This window comes from Citrobacter sp. CRE-46 (assembly GCF_059615875.1).
This window is the reverse complement of the sequence record NZ_CM184341.1, coordinates 2916935-2933889: the sequence shown is the minus strand read 5'-3', so window position 1 is coordinate 2933889 and position 16955 is coordinate 2916935. Positions and strand designations below refer to the sequence as shown.

General features: G+C 53.5%; 16 protein-coding genes. 10 read left to right on the top strand and 6 right to left on the bottom strand.

Features of this window, described 5'->3' with window-relative positions:
* Positions 1 to 119: 119 nt before the first annotated feature.
* The 7 genes from sufA to ldtE all read left to right on the top strand — a co-directional run bounded on the left by sufA (position 120) and on the right by ldtE (position 6767).
* A complete protein-coding gene (sufA, locus tag AC534G_RS14265; protein ID WP_110498176.1) occupies positions 120 to 488 on the top strand; it encodes a Fe-S cluster assembly scaffold SufA in 369 nt (122 codons plus the stop codon).
* Positions 489 to 496: 8 nt separating this feature from the next.
* Complete coding sequence (gene sufB / locus AC534G_RS14260; RefSeq protein WP_038640262.1) at positions 497 to 1984, top strand: Fe-S cluster assembly protein SufB; 1488 nt, start codon at positions 497 to 499, stop codon at positions 1982 to 1984.
* A gap of 16 nt (positions 1985 to 2000) precedes the next feature.
* Positions 2001 to 2747 (top strand): Fe-S cluster assembly ATPase SufC, encoded by a 747-nt coding sequence (sufC, locus tag AC534G_RS14255; protein WP_038640264.1) that lies wholly within the window; start codon positions 2001 to 2003, stop codon positions 2745 to 2747.
* Complete coding sequence (gene sufD / locus AC534G_RS14250) at positions 2722 to 3993, top strand: Fe-S cluster assembly protein SufD (protein WP_110498174.1); 1272 nt, start codon at positions 2722 to 2724, stop codon at positions 3991 to 3993. Before sufC ends, sufD begins: the two co-directional genes overlap by 26 nt.
* Complete coding sequence (sufS, locus tag AC534G_RS14245) at positions 3990 to 5210, top strand: cysteine desulfurase SufS (protein WP_110498172.1); 1221 nt, start codon at positions 3990 to 3992, stop codon at positions 5208 to 5210. Before sufD ends, sufS begins: the two co-directional genes overlap by 4 nt.
* Positions 5211 to 5222: 12 nt before the next feature.
* Complete coding sequence (gene sufE / locus AC534G_RS14240; protein ID WP_038640268.1) at positions 5223 to 5639, top strand: cysteine desulfuration protein SufE; 417 nt, start codon at positions 5223 to 5225, stop codon at positions 5637 to 5639.
* Positions 5640 to 5762: 123 nt separating this feature from the next.
* Positions 5763 to 6767 (top strand): L,D-transpeptidase LdtE, encoded by a 1005-nt coding sequence (gene ldtE / locus AC534G_RS14235; RefSeq protein WP_038640270.1) that lies wholly within the window; start codon positions 5763 to 5765, stop codon positions 6765 to 6767.
* Positions 6768 to 6835: 68 nt separating this feature from the next.
* Here the strand turns inward: ldtE and lpp are convergent, their stop codons facing one another.
* The 3 genes from lpp to ynhH form a co-directional block, all read right to left on the bottom strand.
* Positions 6836 to 7072: a murein lipoprotein Lpp gene (gene lpp / locus AC534G_RS14230; protein ID WP_003029373.1), complete on the bottom strand. Its 237-nt coding sequence runs from the start codon at positions 7070 to 7072 to the stop codon at positions 6836 to 6838.
* A gap of 309 nt (positions 7073 to 7381) precedes the next feature.
* Positions 7382 to 8794, bottom strand: coding sequence for a pyruvate kinase PykF (gene pykF, locus AC534G_RS14225; RefSeq protein ID WP_006684766.1), 1413 nt, complete (start codon positions 8792 to 8794; stop codon positions 7382 to 7384).
* 7 nt (positions 8795 to 8801) lie between these two features.
* Positions 8802 to 8996 carry a protein YnhH gene (gene ynhH, locus AC534G_RS14220; protein ID WP_247672768.1) on the bottom strand — a complete coding sequence of 65 codons (195 nt, stop codon included), beginning with the start codon at positions 8994 to 8996 and terminating at the stop codon, positions 8802 to 8804.
* Between the two features lie 375 nt (positions 8997 to 9371).
* On the opposite strand from ynhH, the gene AC534G_RS14215 reads away from it, so the two are divergent.
* The 3 genes from AC534G_RS14215 to AC534G_RS14205 are packed head-to-tail and all read left to right on the top strand — an operon-like array spanning position 9372 to position 11889.
* Positions 9372 to 10394, top strand: a complete 1023-nt coding sequence (locus AC534G_RS14215) for a methionine ABC transporter ATP-binding protein (protein ID WP_038640275.1) — start codon at positions 9372 to 9374, stop codon at positions 10392 to 10394.
* A complete protein-coding gene (locus AC534G_RS14210) occupies positions 10387 to 11055 on the top strand; it encodes a methionine ABC transporter permease (RefSeq protein WP_069324235.1) in 669 nt (222 codons plus the stop codon). Before AC534G_RS14215 ends, AC534G_RS14210 begins: the two co-directional genes overlap by 8 nt.
* Positions 11056 to 11076: 21 nt before the next feature.
* Positions 11077 to 11889 (top strand): MetQ/NlpA family ABC transporter substrate-binding protein, encoded by an 813-nt coding sequence (locus AC534G_RS14205; protein ID WP_003029358.1) that lies wholly within the window; start codon positions 11077 to 11079, stop codon positions 11887 to 11889.
* Between the two features lie 78 nt (positions 11890 to 11967).
* Here AC534G_RS14205 and ttrA read toward each other — a convergent pair whose 3' ends face one another.
* From ttrA to ttrB, 3 genes are read right to left on the bottom strand one after another with little or no spacing between them, the layout of a single operon-like run.
* On the bottom strand, positions 11968 to 15033 hold the full coding sequence (gene ttrA / locus AC534G_RS14200) for a tetrathionate reductase subunit TtrA (RefSeq protein ID WP_110498170.1): 3066 nt from the start codon (positions 15031 to 15033) through the stop codon (positions 11968 to 11970).
* Positions 15026 to 16048 carry a tetrathionate reductase subunit TtrC gene (ttrC, locus tag AC534G_RS14195; RefSeq protein ID WP_110498168.1) on the bottom strand — a complete coding sequence of 341 codons (1023 nt, stop codon included), beginning with the start codon at positions 16046 to 16048 and terminating at the stop codon, positions 15026 to 15028. Before ttrC ends, ttrA begins: the two co-directional genes overlap by 8 nt.
* Positions 16049 to 16783 carry a tetrathionate reductase subunit TtrB gene (gene ttrB / locus AC534G_RS14190; protein ID WP_038640285.1) on the bottom strand — a complete coding sequence of 245 codons (735 nt, stop codon included), beginning with the start codon at positions 16781 to 16783 and terminating at the stop codon, positions 16049 to 16051.
* Positions 16784 to 16955: the final 172 nt, after the last annotated feature.

Here is a 16955-nt window from a genome sequence, read left to right as displayed (position 1 = left end):
TTAAAAGTAGCCAAAAATGGCGATTAACCCGAATGCCCCTGCTGTTGAGGGGTTGAAGTGATAATCATTATCACTAACATGATGTTATAGCTTGAAAGCTAATGACTCGAGGTAACCCTATGGAATTGCATTCAGGAACATTTAACCCGGACGATTTCGCATGGCGTGGTTTGACGTTAACGCCGGCAGCTGCGGCGCACATCCGCGAACTGGTGGCAAAACAACCCGGTATGTTGGGCGTGCGTTTAGGTGTGAAACAAACCGGATGCGCGGGATTCGGCTACGTGCTGGACACCGTCCGTGAGCCGGAAAAAGAGGATCTGCTGTATGAATCGGATGGCGCCAGACTTTATGTGCCGTTACAGGCGATGCCGTTTATCGACGGGACGGAAGTCGATTTCGTACGCGAAGGATTAAATCAGTTATTTAAATTTCATAACCCGAAAGCCCAGAACGAATGCGGCTGTGGCGAAAGTTTTGGGGTATAGGCGGTACTATGTCTCGTAATACTGAAGCAACTGATGATGTCAACACCTGGGCTGGCGGGCACCTCAATTATAAAGAGGGCTTCTTCACCCAACTGCAAACCGATGAGCTGGCAAAAGGGATCAATGAAGACGTTGTGCGCGCGATTTCGGCAAAACGTAATGAACCCGACTGGATGCTGGAGTTTCGCCTGAATGCCTTTAACGCATGGCTCACCATGGAAGAGCCGCACTGGCTCAAAGCGCACTACGACAAGCTGAATTATCAGGATTACAGCTATTACTCTGCGCCGTCCTGCGGCAATTGTGATGAAACCTGTGCTTCTGAACCGGGGGCTGTTCAGCAAACAGGGGCGAATGCCTTTTTAAGCAAAGAGGTAGAAGACGCCTTTGCACAGCTAGGGGTGCCGGTTCGTGAAGGAAAAGAGGTGGCGGTTGATGCTATTTTCGACTCGGTGTCGGTGGCGACAACCTATCGCGACAAGCTGGCAGAGCAGGGCATTATTTTCTGTTCGTTCGGTGAGGCGATTCATGACCATCCCGAGCTGGTGAAACAGTATCTTGGAACCGTCGTTCCGGGTAATGATAATTTCTTCGCCGCGCTGAATGCCGCAGTGGCATCTGATGGCACCTTTATCTATGTGCCGAAAGGCGTGCGTTGTCCCATGGAACTCTCGACCTACTTCCGGATTAATGCCGAAAAGACCGGGCAGTTTGAACGCACTATTCTGATTGCGGATGAGGGCAGCTACGTCAGTTATATCGAAGGTTGTTCAGCTCCGGTACGCGACAGCTACCAGCTACATGCGGCGGTGGTGGAAGTTATCATCCATAAAGATGCTGAAGTGAAATACTCGACGGTGCAAAACTGGTTCCCCGGTGATGGTAATACCGGCGGCATTTTGAACTTCGTCACCAAGCGCGCGCTGTGCGAAGGCGAAAACAGCAAAATGTCGTGGACGCAGTCGGAAACCGGCTCGGCCATTACCTGGAAATACCCAAGCTGCATTCTGCGTGGCGATAACTCTATCGGTGAATTCTACTCCGTCGCGCTGACCAGCGGTCACCAGCAGGCCGATACCGGCACCAAGATGATCCACATTGGCAAGAACACCAAATCGACCATCATCTCGAAAGGGATCTCCGCCGGTCAGAGTCAGAACAGCTATCGCGGCCTGGTAAAAATCATGCCGACCGCCACCAACGCGCGTAACTATACCCAATGCGACTCCATGTTGATCGGGGCGGACTGCGGGGCGCATACCTTCCCGTATGTCGAGTGTCGAAACAACAGCGCCCAGCTTGAGCACGAAGCCACGACGTCACGCATCGGTGAAGACCAGCTGTTTTACTGTCTGCAACGCGGCATCAGCGAAGAGGATGCCATTTCGATGATCGTCAACGGTTTCTGTAAAGACGTGTTCTCTGAACTGCCGCTGGAATTTGCGGTGGAAGCGCAAAAACTTCTCGCCATAAGTCTTGAACACAGCGTCGGTTAAAATTTAAGGAAAGCACATGTTAAGCATTAAAGATTTACAGGTCAGTGTTGAAGATAAGGCGATTCTGCGTGGGCTCAGCCTTGAGATTCGTCCCGGAGAAGTCCATGCCATTATGGGGCCGAACGGTTCCGGGAAAAGTACGCTGTCCGCCACGCTCGCCGGTCGTGAAGACTACGAAGTCACTGGCGGGACGGTTGAATTTAACGGTAAGGATTTACTGGAACTGTCGCCGGAAGACCGGGCCGGTGAAGGGATCTTTATGGCATTTCAGTATCCGGTAGAAATTCCCGGCGTCAGTAATCAGTTTTTCCTGCAAACGGCGCTGAATGCGGTGCGCAGTTATCGTGGGGAGGAGTCGCTGGACAGGTTCGACTTCCAGGATCTGATGGAAGAAAAAATCGCGCTGCTGAAGATGCCGGAAGACTTACTGACGCGTTCGGTAAACGTCGGTTTCTCTGGCGGTGAGAAAAAGCGGAATGACATTCTGCAAATGGCGGTGCTGGAGCCTCAGTTGTGCATTCTCGATGAGTCAGACTCCGGGCTGGATATCGATGCGCTGAAAATCGTCGCCGATGGTGTGAACTCGCTGCGCGACGGGAAACGCTCATTCATTATCGTCACTCACTATCAGCGCATCCTGGACTATATCAAACCCGATTATGTTCACGTTCTCTACCAGGGGCGAATTGTGAAGTCCGGCGATTTCACGCTGGTCAAACAACTGGAGGAGCAAGGATATGGCTGGCTTAGCGAACAGCAGTAACGTGCTGCAACAGTGGCACCATCTGTTTGAGACCCAAGGGGAGACCCGTTCGCACTATGCGCAACAGCATCTGCAACAGATGCTGCGTCTGGGGCTGCCAACGCGTAAGCATGAGGACTGGAAATACACGCCGCTGGAAGGATTAACCAACAGCCGGTTCGTCAGCAATATCACCGCGCTAACGCCAGCCCAGTTTGAGGCGCTGGCACCAGCGATTGATGCGGTACGATTGGTGTTTGTCGATGGCAAATTTTGTCCAACGCTCAGCGACAGCGTGGAAGGTAGCGGATTTGATATTACCGTTAATGATGAGCGTCAGATGCTGCCTGCGGCTATCCAGCCGGAAGTATTTCTGCATCTGACCGAAAGCCTGTCCCGCAGCGTAACGCACATTTTGGTCAAGCGTAACCAGCGACCAGCGAAACCGCTGCTGCTGCTACACATTACCCAGGGAGCGACGGGCGATGCGGTGAATACGGCGCACTATCGTCACCATCTGGAACTGGCGGAAGGCGCAGAAGCCACCGTTATTGAGCATTATGTCAGTCTCAGCGAGCTTCGCCATTTTACCGGGGCGCGCTTAACGATGAACGTCGCGGCCAATGCACATTTGCACCACATTAAACTGGCGTTTGAGAATTCGCTCAGCCACCACTTTGCCCATAATGATATTCAGTTGAGTGCAGATGCCTCGGCAGTCAGCCAAAGTTTCTTGCTGGGTGATGCCGTGTTACGCCATAACACCAGTACCCAGCTCAACGGCGAAAATACCACGCTGCGCCTTAACAGCCTGGCGATGCCGGTGAAAAACGAAGTTTGTGACACCCGGACCTGGCTTGCGCACAACAAGGGCTATTGCAACAGCCGCCAGTTGCATAAAACGATTGTCAGCGATAAGGGGCGGGCGGTGTTCAATGGCCTGATCAACGTCGCCCAACACGCCATTAAAACCGACGGTCAGATGACCAATAACAATTTACTGCTCGGAAAACTGGCGGAAGTGGACACCAAGCCTCAGCTCGAAATTTATGCCGACGACGTGAAATGCAGTCACGGGGCGACGGTAGGGCGGATTGACGACGAGCAGATGTTCTATCTGCGTTCGCGCGGGATCGGTCAGCAAGATGCTCAACAGATGATTCTCTATGCGTTTGCCGCTGAGCTGACGGAAGCCCTGCGCGATGAAACGCTTAAACAACTGGTACTGGCGCGGATCGCTCACCGCCTGCCGGGAGGCGTAGCATGACATTTCCCATTGAAAAAGTGCGGGCTGATTTTCCGGTCCTGACGCGTGAAGTGAACGGTTTACCGCTGGCGTATCTGGACAGCGCCGCCAGCGCGCAAAAGCCTAATCAGGTGATCGATGCCGAAGCCGAGTTTTACCGTCACGGCTATGCGGCGGTTCACCGTGGTATCCATACGCTGAGCGCGCAGGCCACGGAAAAAATGGAGAATGTGCGCAAGCTCGCCTCGCTGTTTATTAACGCTCGTTCCGCTGAAGAGCTGGTGTTCGTTCGCGGTACCACGGAAGGCATTAACCTGGTGGCGAACAGTTGGGGCAACAGCAATGTCAGGACTGGCGATAACATCATCATCAGCGAAATGGAGCACCATGCCAACATTGTTCCCTGGCAAATGCTGTGCGCCCGCGTGGGCGCAGAACTGCGGGTCATTCCGATCAATGCCGACGGCACATTGCAACTGGAAGCGTTGCCAGCGCTGTTCGATGAGCATACGCAACTGCTGGCAATTACCCATGTTTCAAACGTACTGGGCACCGAAAACCCGCTAAGTGAGATGATTGCGCTGGCGCATCAATACGGCGCAAAAGTACTGGTGGATGGCGCACAGGCGGTTATGCATCATCAAGTGGATGTGCAGGCGTTAGATTGCGATTTTTATGTTTTCTCCGGACACAAGCTCTACGGGCCAACCGGTATTGGCGTGCTGTATGCGAGAGAGGCGCTGCTGCAGGAAATGCCGCCATGGGAAGGCGGCGGTTCGATGATTGCGACCGTGAGCCTGAGCCAGGGGACGACGTGGGCCAAAGCGCCGTGGCGTTTTGAAGCCGGTACGCCTAACACAGGAGGAATTATCGGGCTTGGCGCGGCTATTGAGTATGTTTCAGCGCTGGGGCTGACTGAAATTAGCGAATATGAACAGTTCATGATGCGCTATGCGTTGGAACAGTTGGCGGACGTGCCGGATTTGACGCTTTACGGACCGGATAACCGCCTGGGGGTGATTGCCTTTAACCTCGGCAAACATCACGCCTATGACGTCGGGAGTTTTCTCGATAACTATGGGATTGCCGTGCGGACGGGGCATCACTGCGCAATGCCGCTGATGGCCTACTATCACGTTCCCGCCATGTGTCGGGCGTCGATTGCCATGTACAACACCCATGAAGAAGTGGATCGCCTGGTGACAGGTCTCAAGCGTATTCATCACTTACTGGGATAACAGGGAGGCGTTATGGCTGCGCTACCGGATAAAGAAAAATTGTTGCGTAATTTTCTGCGTTGCGCTAATTGGGAAGAGAAATACCTGTACATCATTGAACTGGGTCAGCGTTTGCCGGAATTAAACGCCGACGATCGCTGCCCCGAAAATAGCATTCAGGGATGTCAAAGTCAGGTATGGATTGTTATGCGTCAGAATGCTGAAGGGATTATTGAATTTCAGGGCGACAGCGATGCGGCAATTGTGAAAGGGCTTATCGCCGTGGTCTTCATTCTGTACGACCGCATGACGGCCCAGGATATTGTGAATTTTGATGTGCGTCCGTGGTTTGAAAAAATGGCGCTCGCACAGCATCTCACACCGTCTCGTTCACAGGGGCTGGAGGCAATGATTCGGGCTATCCGCGCCAAAGCCGCAACTCTTAGCTAAACTGATAAAACACGTCAACTTTCAGACCGACTTGAAATCGATCGTGTAAGGCAACGCAGTGACTCGTAAGCCGGATCTGGCGCTCGCCGTCGTCCGGCAGGAACGCCAGGGGGGTGAGTGAGTATGAAACGCGCGTCTGTTATTACCTTAATGCTAATCGGCGCTTACAGCGCTATTCAGGCCGCATGGGCGGTCGATTATCCGTTGCCCCAGGCAAACAGTCGTCTTGTTGGGCAAAATCAAACTTATACCGTGCAGGAAGGGGATAAAAACCTACAGGCGATTGCCCGTAAGTTTGATACCGCCGCAATGCTGATCCTCGAAGCCAATAATACTATTGCCCCTGTTCCCAAACCCGGAACCCTGATTACCATTCCCTCGCAATTACTGCTGCCTGATGCGCCACGCGAAGGCATTATTGTGAATCTGGCGGAGCTACGTCTGTATTACTACCCGCCGGGAGAGAATATCGTTCAGGTATTCCCGATTGGTATCGGTTTGCAGGGACTGGAAACTCCGGTGATGGAAACCCGGGTAGGGCAGAAAATACCGAATCCTACCTGGACCCCTACAGCAGGCATCCGTAAACGCTCTCTGGAACGTGGCATAACATTACCTCCGGTAGTGCCCGCCGGGCCAAATAACCCGTTAGGACGCTTTGCACTGCGTCTGGCGCATGGAAACGGTGAATACCTGATCCATGGCACCAGCGCGCCGGACAGTGTCGGTCTGCGCGTGAGCTCCGGGTGTATTCGCATGAACGCGCCGGACATCAAGGCATTGTTTGCTCAAGTCCGAACAGGAACGCCGGTCAGGGTGATTAATGAGCCGATCAAATATTCGATTGAGCCGAACGGCATGCGGTATGTCGAGGTGCATCGCCCACTGTCGCCGGAAGAGGAACAAAACGTTCAGACCATGCCGTATGTGCTCCCAGCCGGTTTTACTCAGTTCAAAGACAATAAAGCCGTTGATAACAGCCTGGTGGAGCGCGCGTTGTATCGCCGTGCGGGTTATCCGGTCACGGTGACGGCCAGCCAGGCCTCGGTCGTTAGCAATGGTGCGGAAGTGAAGTCTGCGCGAAATGGTGTGCCGGGAGAGAATGCAGAGGTGCGCGCTACGCAATAACAGGGAACGAGAAATTCAGGGCAAAAAAATGGCGCACAATGTGCGCCATTTTTATTACACAGATACTATTACTTGCGGTATTTAGTAGCTGCGTTGTCCAGACGCTGGTTAGCGCGAGCTGCGTCGTCTTTAGCAGCCTGAACGTCGGAACGCATTGCGTTCACGTCGTTGCTCAGCTGGTCAACTTTAGCGTTCAGAGTCTGAACGTCAGAAGACAGCTGATCGATTTTAGCGTTGCTGGAGCAACCTGCCAGCAGAGTAGAACCCAGGATTACCGCGCCCAGTACCAGTTTAGTACGATTCATTATTAATACCCTCTAGATTGAGTTAATCTCCATGTAGCGTTACAAGTATTACACAAAGTTTTTTATGTTGAGAATATTTTTTTGATGGGAATGCACTTATTTTTGATCGTTCGCTCAAAGAAGCATCGAATTGTGCAAAAACGGCTAAAAAACCGAGTGAAAACAGAAAGCTTCCATCGGATTCATCTTAGATAATCACGGATTAGATAGTGAAATCCGATTTGATTTTTTATTAATTGTGGCTATCGATAAAATAAAAAAAGCGCCACGAGGGCGCTTTTATAAGCAAATTAATTCGCGGCGGAATTATTACAGTACGTGAACGGATGCGGTGTTGGTCGTGCCGCTTGGAACCAGCGCGCCAGAAACCATAACCACAACGTCACCTTTCTGCGCCAGACCGCTCTCCAGAGCAACTTCTTTGCCCAGACGGTAGAAATCATCGGTGGAGCTGATTTCTTTAACAACCTGTGCCACAACGCCTTTGCTCAGTACCAGCTGACGCGCGGTAGTTTCGTTAGTCGTCAGCGCCAGGATGGTGGCATCCGGGAAGTATTTACGCACTGCGCGAGCAGATTTACCGCCCTGGGTTGCAACGACGATCAGCGGAGCGTCCAGTTTTTCCGCAGTTTCAACCGCGCCACGGCAAACGGCTTCGGTGATGCGCAGTTTGCGGCTGTCGTTGTTGAAGTCCAGACGGCTGGTCATCACGCGGTCGGTACGTTCGCAAATGGTCGCCATGATGGTCACGGCTTCCAGCGGGTATTTACCTTTCGCGGATTCGCCAGACAGCATGACTGCGTCGGTGCCATCGAGGATTGCGTTCGCGACGTCGCCGGCTTCAGCGCGGGTCGGACGCGGGTTTTTGATCATGGAGTCCAGCATCTGGGTCGCAGTGATAACGACTTTGCGCGCGCGGATACATTTCTCGATGATCATCTTCTGCGCGAAGATAACTTCTTCAACCGGGATCTCAACGCCCATGTCGCCACGAGCAACCATGATACCGTCAGACGCTTCGAGGATTTCGTCGAAGTTGTTCAGGCCTTCCTGGTTTTCGATTTTGGAGATGATCTGGATGTTTTCGCCGCCGTGCGCCTTCAGGTGCTCGCGGATTTCAACCACGTCAGAACGTTTACGGATAAAGGATGCCGCAACGAAGTCAACGCCCTGTTCGCAACCGAAGATCAGGTCCTGTTTGTCTTTCTCAGCCAGTGCTGGCAGCGCGATAGAAACGCCTGGCAGGTTAACGCCTTTGTTTTCGCCCAGGTCGCCGTTGTTCAGCACTTTACAGATAACTTTGTTACCTTCGATCGCGGTAACTTCCATGCCGATCAGGCCATCGTCAACCAGTACGGTGTTGCCGACAGACAGATCTTTAGTGAAGCCTTCGTAAGTCACAGCAACGATTTCGCTGTTGCCGACAACAGATTTGTCGGTGGTGAAGGTGAAGGTCTGGCCTGCTTTCAGAGAAACGTCGTTACCGCCTTCCAGCTTAATGGTACGGATTTCCGGACCTTTGGTATCCAGCAGGATAGCGGCTTTTTTACCGGTTTTGCTCATCACGTTGCGCAAATTTTTGATGCGCTGACCGTGTTCTGCGTAATCGCCATGAGAGAAGTTCAGACGCATGACGTTCATGCCCGCGTCCAGCATTTTGGTTAACATCTCTTCGGATTCGGTTTTCGGACCGATGGTGCAAACAATTTTCGTCTTTTTCATGACAGTCTTAGTCTTTAAGTTGAGAAGGATTGGGAAATCTGGCTCCCATCGCGCACGGATGGGAAGCTAAACCTGAGTTACGAAAGTGGTGATGTCTCGCTCTAAGGATAGGTGACATCGAAAGAGCGTGCAGAGGAATGTGTGCTTGCGTTTCAGCCCAACGGGAAGGTGAGTTTTGTAGTCGTTGAGTTTTACAGGTCAATGTGCTGAAACCATTCAAGAGACAATTGGCGCGCATTATACGCTGAATTTTATCTAAAAGGAAAATGGAAACGCTGTTTCAAAACAGTTCTGTGCGGTTTTACAAAAAATATTCATTAATTTGTTCATCGGTATGGATAAAGGCGTTGGGCTCAGCGACAGTTTGTTGCGCAACAAACTGCCCTGGCTAGCCAAATAAACAGATTTAGGCGGGCGTTTTCAATGTACAGATCATATTCCTAAAAATTATATCAAATTCGTTTTAATTCATTCTAAAAGCCAATTTCACTCATTACACTCGTTTGGACATCCATACTGCTAAACAGCTAAAAGCGCTAGCAGGATTACAAAAAGCAGCAGCGGATACCCAAACGACATGATTGTCCTGAAAAATATTTCAAAAGTGTTTACGCCAGGCAGGCTATCCATTACCGCTGTCGATAACGTCAACCTGACGGTTGAGCAGGGACAGATTTACGGAATTATTGGTTACAGCGGGGCGGGTAAGAGCACCTTAATTCGCTTGCTTAATGGTCTGGAAAAACCGACCTCCGGCAGCGTGACGATTAACGGCCACGATATCTCTGCCGCCCGCGGAGAATCTCTGCGTCAGGCGCGACTGAAAATCAGCATGGTGTTCCAGCACTTCAACTTACTGTGGTCGCGCACGGTTAGCGAAAATATTGCTTTCTCTATGCAAATCGCGGGTGCGCCAAAGGCGTCCATCAAAGCGCGGGTTGCCGAACTGATTACGCTGGTTGGGTTGAGTGGTCGCGAGAATGCTTATCCGTCTCAGCTCAGCGGCGGGCAAAAACAGCGGGTGGGAATTGCCCGCGCGCTGGCGAACAATCCTGACGTACTGCTATGCGACGAAGCCACCTCGGCGTTAGATCCGCAAACTACCGATCAGATCCTTGATTTACTGCTCGATATTAACCGTCGCTTCAAATTAACCATTGTGTTGATCACCCATGAAATGCACGTGGTGCGCAAAATCTGCGACCGCGTGGCGGTGATGGAAAACGGTAAAGTCGTTGAAGAAGGCGACGTGCTCAGCGTCTTTACCCATCCGCAGCAGCCGATCACCCGACAATTCGTGCGTCAGGTCAGCCAGTACGCCGAAGAAGATGAGTTCAACCCACAGCTGGCACGCGAACTGGGCGGCGTGGTGATCAAGCTAACATTTACCGGGCAACGCACCCACCGTCCCGTCGTTGGAGAATTGACCCTGCGCTACGGCCTGCCGTTTAACATTTTGCACGGCAAGATGACGCAAACCGCGCACGGGGTGTTTGGTCAGCTATGGGTGCACGTTGTGGCTACCGAGGAGCAACTGAGCAATATTCTGGCCGACCTGCGCGATAGCGACATTGAAGGTGAGGTGATTCAACATGGCTGAAGGACTGTTCCCCCATCTGAAATGGGATCAATTATTAGCAGCAACGCAGGAAACGCTCTATATGACCGCGCTTTCTGGCGTGGCGACCTTTGTCCTTGGGATCGCCCTTGGCCTGGCGCTGTTTCTGACGGCGCGTGGCGGACTGTTCCACAATCGCGCCGTGTATAGCGCGATTTCGCTGGTGGTGAATATCTTCCGTTCGATCCCCTTCATCATTTTGATCGTGCTGCTGATCCCATTTACCAAAGCGATGGTTGGCACCATTCTCGGCGCTAATGCCGCGCTGCCTGCGTTAATTGTGGGAGCCGCGCCGTTTTATGCGCGTCTGGTCGAAATTGCCCTGCGTGAAGTGGATAAAGGCGTTATTGAAGCGACACGTTCGATGGGCGCGCGTCTGAGTACGCTTATTTTTCGGGTTTTACTGCCGGAATCTTCTCCCGCTCTGGTGTCCGGGATCACCGTGACGCTGATTGCGCTGGTCAGCTACAGCGCGATGGCGGGAGTCATTGGTGCCGGGGGTTTAGGGAATCTGGCCTATCTGGAAGGATTCCAGCGCAACCACAGCGACGTCACGCTGGTGGCGACGGTGACGATTCTGCTCATCGTCTTCATCATCCAGCTTTGCGGCGATGTGATCACCTCTCTGTTAGATAAACGCTAATAAAATACGGAAACCATTATCATGAAAAAATCACTGACATTACTCGCCGCAGCAACCTTAAGCGCCCTGAGCTTCGCCTCCTGGGCTGATACGCTGACCGTTGGCGCATCAAACGTACCGCACGCGGAGATCCTTGAGCAGGCCAAACCGATTCTGGCAAAGCAGGGGATCGACCTGGAAATTAAGCCGTTCCAGGATTACATCCTGCCGAATACCGCGCTGGCTGGCCGTGAAATTGACGCTAACTACTTCCAACATATTCCGTATCTGAACAGCGTGATTAAAGATCATGCTGGCGATAAAACCTATGACTTCGTCAGCGCCGGAGCGATTCACATTGAGCCGATCGGCATCTATTCGAAGAAAGTTAAATCGCTTAAAGATCTGCCGGAAGGCGGCAAGGTCATCATGCGCGATGCGGTATCTGAGGAAGGCCGTATCCTGTCGATTTTCGAAAAAGAGGGGGTGATCAAGCTGAAACCGGGGGTGGACAAAGTCACCGCGCGCATTAGCGACATCGTGGAAAACCCGAAAAAACTGAAGTTCCTGCCTAACGTGGAAGCGGCGCTGTTACCGCAGATGTACAACAACGACGAAGGCGATGCGGTGGTGATTAACGCGAACTACGCTATCGACGCGGGGCTGGATCCGGTGAAAGATCCGATTGCCGTCGAAAGCGGTGAAAACAACCCGTATGCCAACATCATTACCGTACATCGCGGCGATGAGAAGAAAAAGGATATTGTGGCGCTGGTAGACGTGCTGCATTCAAAAGAGATTCAGGACTGGATCCGCACTAAATATAAAGGCGCGGTGATCCCGGTGAATAACTGATCCGCTTTTTGCCTTATCCGGCCTACAGGACGTTGTAGGCCGGATAAAATGCGTTAGCGTTGCCACCGGACGCGCGAGTTACACGCGCTCAATTCTCGCTGGCAGCCCCTGGCGTACCGCCGCACCCGACACCCAGTCAAGCCAGGTATTGGTTACCTGCCGGGTAGGATCCGCAAAGCCCAAATCATTGAGATTAATTCCCGACCTTATCTGCGCGTCAAATGGCATCGGCTCGCCGTCGAGCGTATGCTGCGCCGCGCCCATTTCTTTATGTCCATAGCCATGTTCAATGGCGATAACTCCCGGCATAACACCATGAAGCAGGCTTATTTGCGCCTGTGCCTGACCGCCAGGCGTAGTGATACGTACCGTATCGCCATGTGCTAAGCCGTACCGCTTACCATCCTGCGGGTTGAGCGCCACCAGATTAACCGGCTTCAGATGATGCAGGCGCGGGATGACCGCCGTAGCGCTGGACATGGTATTGGATTTAAAGGAGATCAATTTCAGCGGCCATTCTTGTTCCGGGAACAACTCCTCGACCGCACGTCCGTCTGACAGACGCGAAGGATACCAGGCCGGGCAGCCGCTGTAGCGCTCGCCGGTAATCGCATGGCGGTGCGCGGCGACATTCGCATTCCAGATTTGCAGCGGTTTTTCCCACGCATTGCCGACGCGATCCTCCACCCGGCCACTGCTGGCTGGGGCGAAACGCCCGCCGCGTGAATACACAAATGCCACCCGGCTGGCTTCATCGGCTTTCAGCGTTTGCGTTATCACCGGCATGATCCGTTGCACCCCGGTCAAGGCAATGTCTTCCGGCTGAGCCTCCGGGACCGGTGATTTACCCATAAACGCAATATTGGCGGCGAGGCGCAGATAATAATCTTCCGCACGATTTAACGGATACTGATTGCCCTGTGGGTCGGTAATCGCATTATCACCAAAACCAGGCAAACCAATGCGTTTTGCTACCGCAATACAGAAAGATTCCATTGAGGCCGGTTGACCGTCAGCGGTACTGCTGGTTGCGGCTCTGACCACGGGCCAGCGAGCGGTGGTAGCTTTGCTGGCGACGCCCGCCCACGGGGCGCTGAATCCCCAGCTTTCGAAGTTATGGGTATCCGGCACGATGTAATCTGCCAGCGCCGTGGTTTCGTTCATAAAGGCATCAATGGCGATAAATAGCGGCAAACGCGCAGGATCTTTAAGCTTTTCTTCCGCCACGCCGCGCAACCCTGCGATGCCGTAAAACGGGTTGGTCATGTTAGAGATCCAGGCTTTTAGCGGATAAGGGTAGCCTTCGAGTGCCGAGACAAGAAGTTCAGTAAGTTGACCTGCCACAAACGGATACCAGGGGGCTTTTGCCGGGAAGGGCGATTGTCCGGCGGCTACTTTATTGCGGTACTCTTCGGAAGACTCATACGCGGTTTTACTGCGTGCGATGCTTAATCCCTTTGGTTTAATCTTCCCGGTGAAACTGTCCATGTTGTAGCGTGGTCCATCGGTGGCGCCATTGAACTTGCCGCCGCCGACAAACACGCCGCCTTCAAGACTCAGGTTGCCAATCAGCGCATTGAGCATCATTACCGACCAGGCGTTATAAAATCCATTACCTGCCATCATGCCACCGTGGGCGATCACCGCCGCTTTACGTCCGTGACGGGTAAACGCGTCGGCCAGTGCGCCAATGTCTGCTTCAGACACACCGCACTGCTGGCTGTATTGCGCCAGCGTGAGTTTTTCGGCGGATTCTTTCAGGCACTGGAGGCTGCTTTTTACCGTCACCGTCTGGCCGTCTGCCAGCGTCACCACGCGGGTGATAAACAACTGCGCGCGTGGGCAACCGCTGGCGGCGACGATTTCTCCGGCTTCGTTAACGACCACCGGCTCCTGGGCGGCGTTTGCGTTCAGATGCGCGAGGGTTAAATGCTGCCCGGCAAGATTTGGGATCTCATCGGTGATCACCAGATGCGTGGCGTTGCTCCAGCTTTTTTCACCGGCTTGCTGCATGGCCTGTACGCCGGGAATCGCAAGGTAATCGGTGTTATAGCGCTGTTTTTCGATTATCCAGCGGATCATACCCATCGCCAGCGCGGAGTCACTTCCCGGACGCACGGGCTGCCAGTGGCCGCGATCGTCAGCCAGTACCGTGGTTAATGGCAGGGCTGGCGCCACCACCACATAGCGGAAGTCGTCGCGTAAACGGGCGCTGGCGAGCTGGCGAGCCTGGCGTTTAAACGGGTTGCCGGATTGCGCCGGAGAGGTTCCCATAAACAACGCGAATTCGACATTATCCCAATCGGGCTTCACGTGGGTATTTTTATCCAGATCGCCCATTAGCGCACCAGAACCGGCCCGGTAGGCCAGACCGCAGTAAGCGCCATGCGCGCCGAAGTTTTTACTGCCGAAACTGTTCAGCGCGAAGCGACGTAAAAACGTATCACGTCCTTCATCGCTGGTATTGGTGACCAGCAACTGATTGGATTTTGGCCCAAAGCCGGGATGTCTGGCATCAAGCGGCGTATCGGGATCGTGAATTGCCCGCAGGCCATCAACATGGCCCTCACCAAACAGGTCACCGCCTTCCACCACCTCTGTGATTAATTGTTCGAAGCTGATGCGCTGCCATTTTCCCTCGCCGCGTTTGCCGACGCGTTTCATGGGCTGCAGAATGCGCTGTGGGCTGTACAGACCTTCAAGTAAGGTTGCGCCACGAGCGCAGGCGGTGGAGCGCGCGTCCAGACCCGACTCGCCCGCCAGTTGCGCCATTGCCGTGGCAAAGGGAACCGAGGCGTCAATATGGTGCTCGTGAGATAATGGATGATAAGGGTTACCGGCAATGCGCAGCACCTTGCCTTGCTCACTATCAACGCGTACCCGCACACCGCACTGCGTCCAGCAGCCAAAGCACTGCGTCATTGAGATCACCTGCTGCGGATTTTGCTGCCATTGCGGCCGGGCATTGGCTTCAGGGATGAGCGCATTACCAAAGATGCGGTCGCGGGTAATTTTACCAGAGGTACCGTCCAGCAAACCGTCCAGCGCGCGCTTTGCTACATCCCGATAACTGAGACCAAACGTCACCATGCCACCTACTGCAAGACCGACTTTAAGCCACTGACGACGGGTTAAATTAGCCATGTTGCATTCTCCTTGCGATCGCGTTCAGGGCTTCACGAACAATAATAATCAGTGCTATCCACAGGCCGAAGGTGCCCACAATGGCCAGCCAGCCATCGGTGCCGCCGGGCAGGGTGTAAGGATTAAATTGGGCGTTAAATTTCGGTACGGTCTGTACCTGGATGAGTAACGTCCAGCGCATCAGCCAGCACAGCGCCATGGCGCTAAACGCCAGTAATATGCGCAGCAGCCGCGATAATGGAAAACGCAGCACCAGCCCGCAAAGGCCAAGCGAGACAAGCCATAACACAACCCAACCGATGGCGTAGTGTCGTGCCGAAGAGGCGACATCCAGCCACTGGCGAATTGCTGAACCGGAGAGCGTATTGCCGCTCACCCAAATTGCCACCACGATAGCCAGCGCGCTCAAGGCGACAATTTGTCCCCACGCCAGTTTGCGCAGCAAAGATCCTTCACTGTTTGTTGCAGCGATGAGCAGGGCGAGGAACGTTTGTAGCGCGCTGAGGAACATTGCAATCGGAAAGGCGTAGCTGAACCAAATGGGACGCGCCTGCACCACCGACACTTCGCGACCGGTGTAAACCAGTAATCCGATGGCGGATAAGGCGCTACCGACGGCCAACCATTTAGTTACGCTGTAACTTTTAAGCGTTATCCGCTTAACGTGCTGCGCCAAAAACCACAGGCCCAGGAAGCCGGTGAACAGCGGTAAAAACAGCGCGCCCCATGGCATCCAGGACCATGGCGTTGGATAAGCATAAAAATGCCAGACGCGGGCGGTTTGGTGTAAATCGGCGGTTAGCGCCAACGGGGCGGTTATTGCACAGGTCAGGGCGATCAACAGCGTCAGGTTTTCCAGGTCCGGCGTCTCATGTTTGCGCCAGTGCAGCACGCAGGCGAACAGCGCGGCGCAGGCGGCAATACCGATGAAAAAGAAATACTGTACGGCCCAGGGTAACCAGCTTACATGTTGCGGATGGGCCAGAACCTCTTCGATAATCAGTGAATGGTTCATTTAAACCTCCTGCCAGAGCGCGGGTTGAGCGCGTCCCATTAACGGGGTGACAAACGCTTCATCCAGACCCAGATAAAACACGTGCGGTGATGTTCCGCTTTCGGGTTTCAGCACTTTGATGGCCTCATGGTGTTCATGCAGCATTTGAGAAATCCGGCTGTGCGGATCTTTGATATCGCCAATGATGCGTGCGCCGCCGACGCAGGATTCCACGCAGGCCGGGAGCAGCCCCGCTTCCAGACGGTGTACGCAAAATGTGCATTTATCGGCGGTTTGCGTTTCATGGTTGATGAACCGCGCATCGTATGGGCAGGCCTGCACGCAATAAGCGCAACCCACACAGCGGGTGTTGTCGACGACCACAATACCGTCTTCACGTTGGAAAGTGGCCTGCACCGGACAAACGGGTACGCAAGGGGGATTATCGCAATGGTTGCACAGGCGCGGCAGCAGGACGTTGGTGACGCTTTGCTGGCCTGTAAGCTGCACCTGATACTGGTTAACGAGGGTTCTGAATTCTCCCTGCGGCGTCTGGTTTTCAATAGCGCAACTGACGGTACAGGCCTGGCAGCCGATGCAGCGTCGCAGGTCAATCAACATGGCGTAGCGATGCGCGAGTGAGCCTTCATGGCGTTCAGGCGAGAAGGGGAATTGCGCCTGCGCCAGGGGGACCAGTGAAGCGCCAGCGGTCAGGACGCCCAGTTGCTGGAGAAACTGCCGTTTACTGCTGTCCATATTTTCTCCCGTCACGGTACAACAACGAAACATTGGTCACGCCGTTGATTTGTGTGTGATGAATAAAGAATCTCAATGATTTACAGTGTAAAAATCGTGACGGGGGGTACTCTATTGTGGTTAACCACATACCCGGCTTGTTGTTGATCTAAAACAACATAATTGACAGGGA

Bases quoted from the DNA above. Each gene is read 5' to 3' on its own strand.
- sufA (WP_110498176.1), top strand. From the start codon at position 120: ATGGAATTGCATTCAGGAACATTTAACCCGGACGATTTCGCATGGCGT.
- sufB (WP_038640262.1), top strand. From the start codon at position 497: ATGTCTCGTAATACTGAAGCAACTGATGATGTCAACACCTGGGCTGGC.
- sufC (WP_038640264.1), top strand. From the start codon at position 2,001: ATGTTAAGCATTAAAGATTTACAGGTCAGTGTTGAAGATAAGGCGATT.
- sufD (WP_110498174.1), top strand. From the start codon at position 2,722: ATGGCTGGCTTAGCGAACAGCAGTAACGTGCTGCAACAGTGGCACCAT.
- sufS (WP_110498172.1), top strand. From the start codon at position 3,990: ATGACATTTCCCATTGAAAAAGTGCGGGCTGATTTTCCGGTCCTGACG.
- sufE (WP_038640268.1), top strand. From the start codon at position 5,223: ATGGCTGCGCTACCGGATAAAGAAAAATTGTTGCGTAATTTTCTGCGT.
- ldtE (WP_038640270.1), top strand. From the start codon at position 5,763: ATGAAACGCGCGTCTGTTATTACCTTAATGCTAATCGGCGCTTACAGC.
- lpp (WP_003029373.1), bottom strand. From the start codon at position 7,072: ATGAATCGTACTAAACTGGTACTGGGCGCGGTAATCCTGGGTTCTACT.
- pykF (WP_006684766.1), bottom strand. From the start codon at position 8,794: ATGAAAAAGACGAAAATTGTTTGCACCATCGGTCCGAAAACCGAATCC.
- AC534G_RS14215 (WP_038640275.1), top strand. From the start codon at position 9,372: ATGATTGTCCTGAAAAATATTTCAAAAGTGTTTACGCCAGGCAGGCTA.
- AC534G_RS14210 (WP_069324235.1), top strand. From the start codon at position 10,387: ATGGCTGAAGGACTGTTCCCCCATCTGAAATGGGATCAATTATTAGCA.
- AC534G_RS14205 (WP_003029358.1), top strand. From the start codon at position 11,077: ATGAAAAAATCACTGACATTACTCGCCGCAGCAACCTTAAGCGCCCTG.
- ttrA (WP_110498170.1), bottom strand. From the start codon at position 15,033: ATGGCTAATTTAACCCGTCGTCAGTGGCTTAAAGTCGGTCTTGCAGTA.
- ttrC (WP_110498168.1), bottom strand. From the start codon at position 16,048: ATGAACCATTCACTGATTATCGAAGAGGTTCTGGCCCATCCGCAACAT.
- ttrB (WP_038640285.1), bottom strand. From the start codon at position 16,783: ATGGACAGCAGTAAACGGCAGTTTCTCCAGCAACTGGGCGTCCTGACC.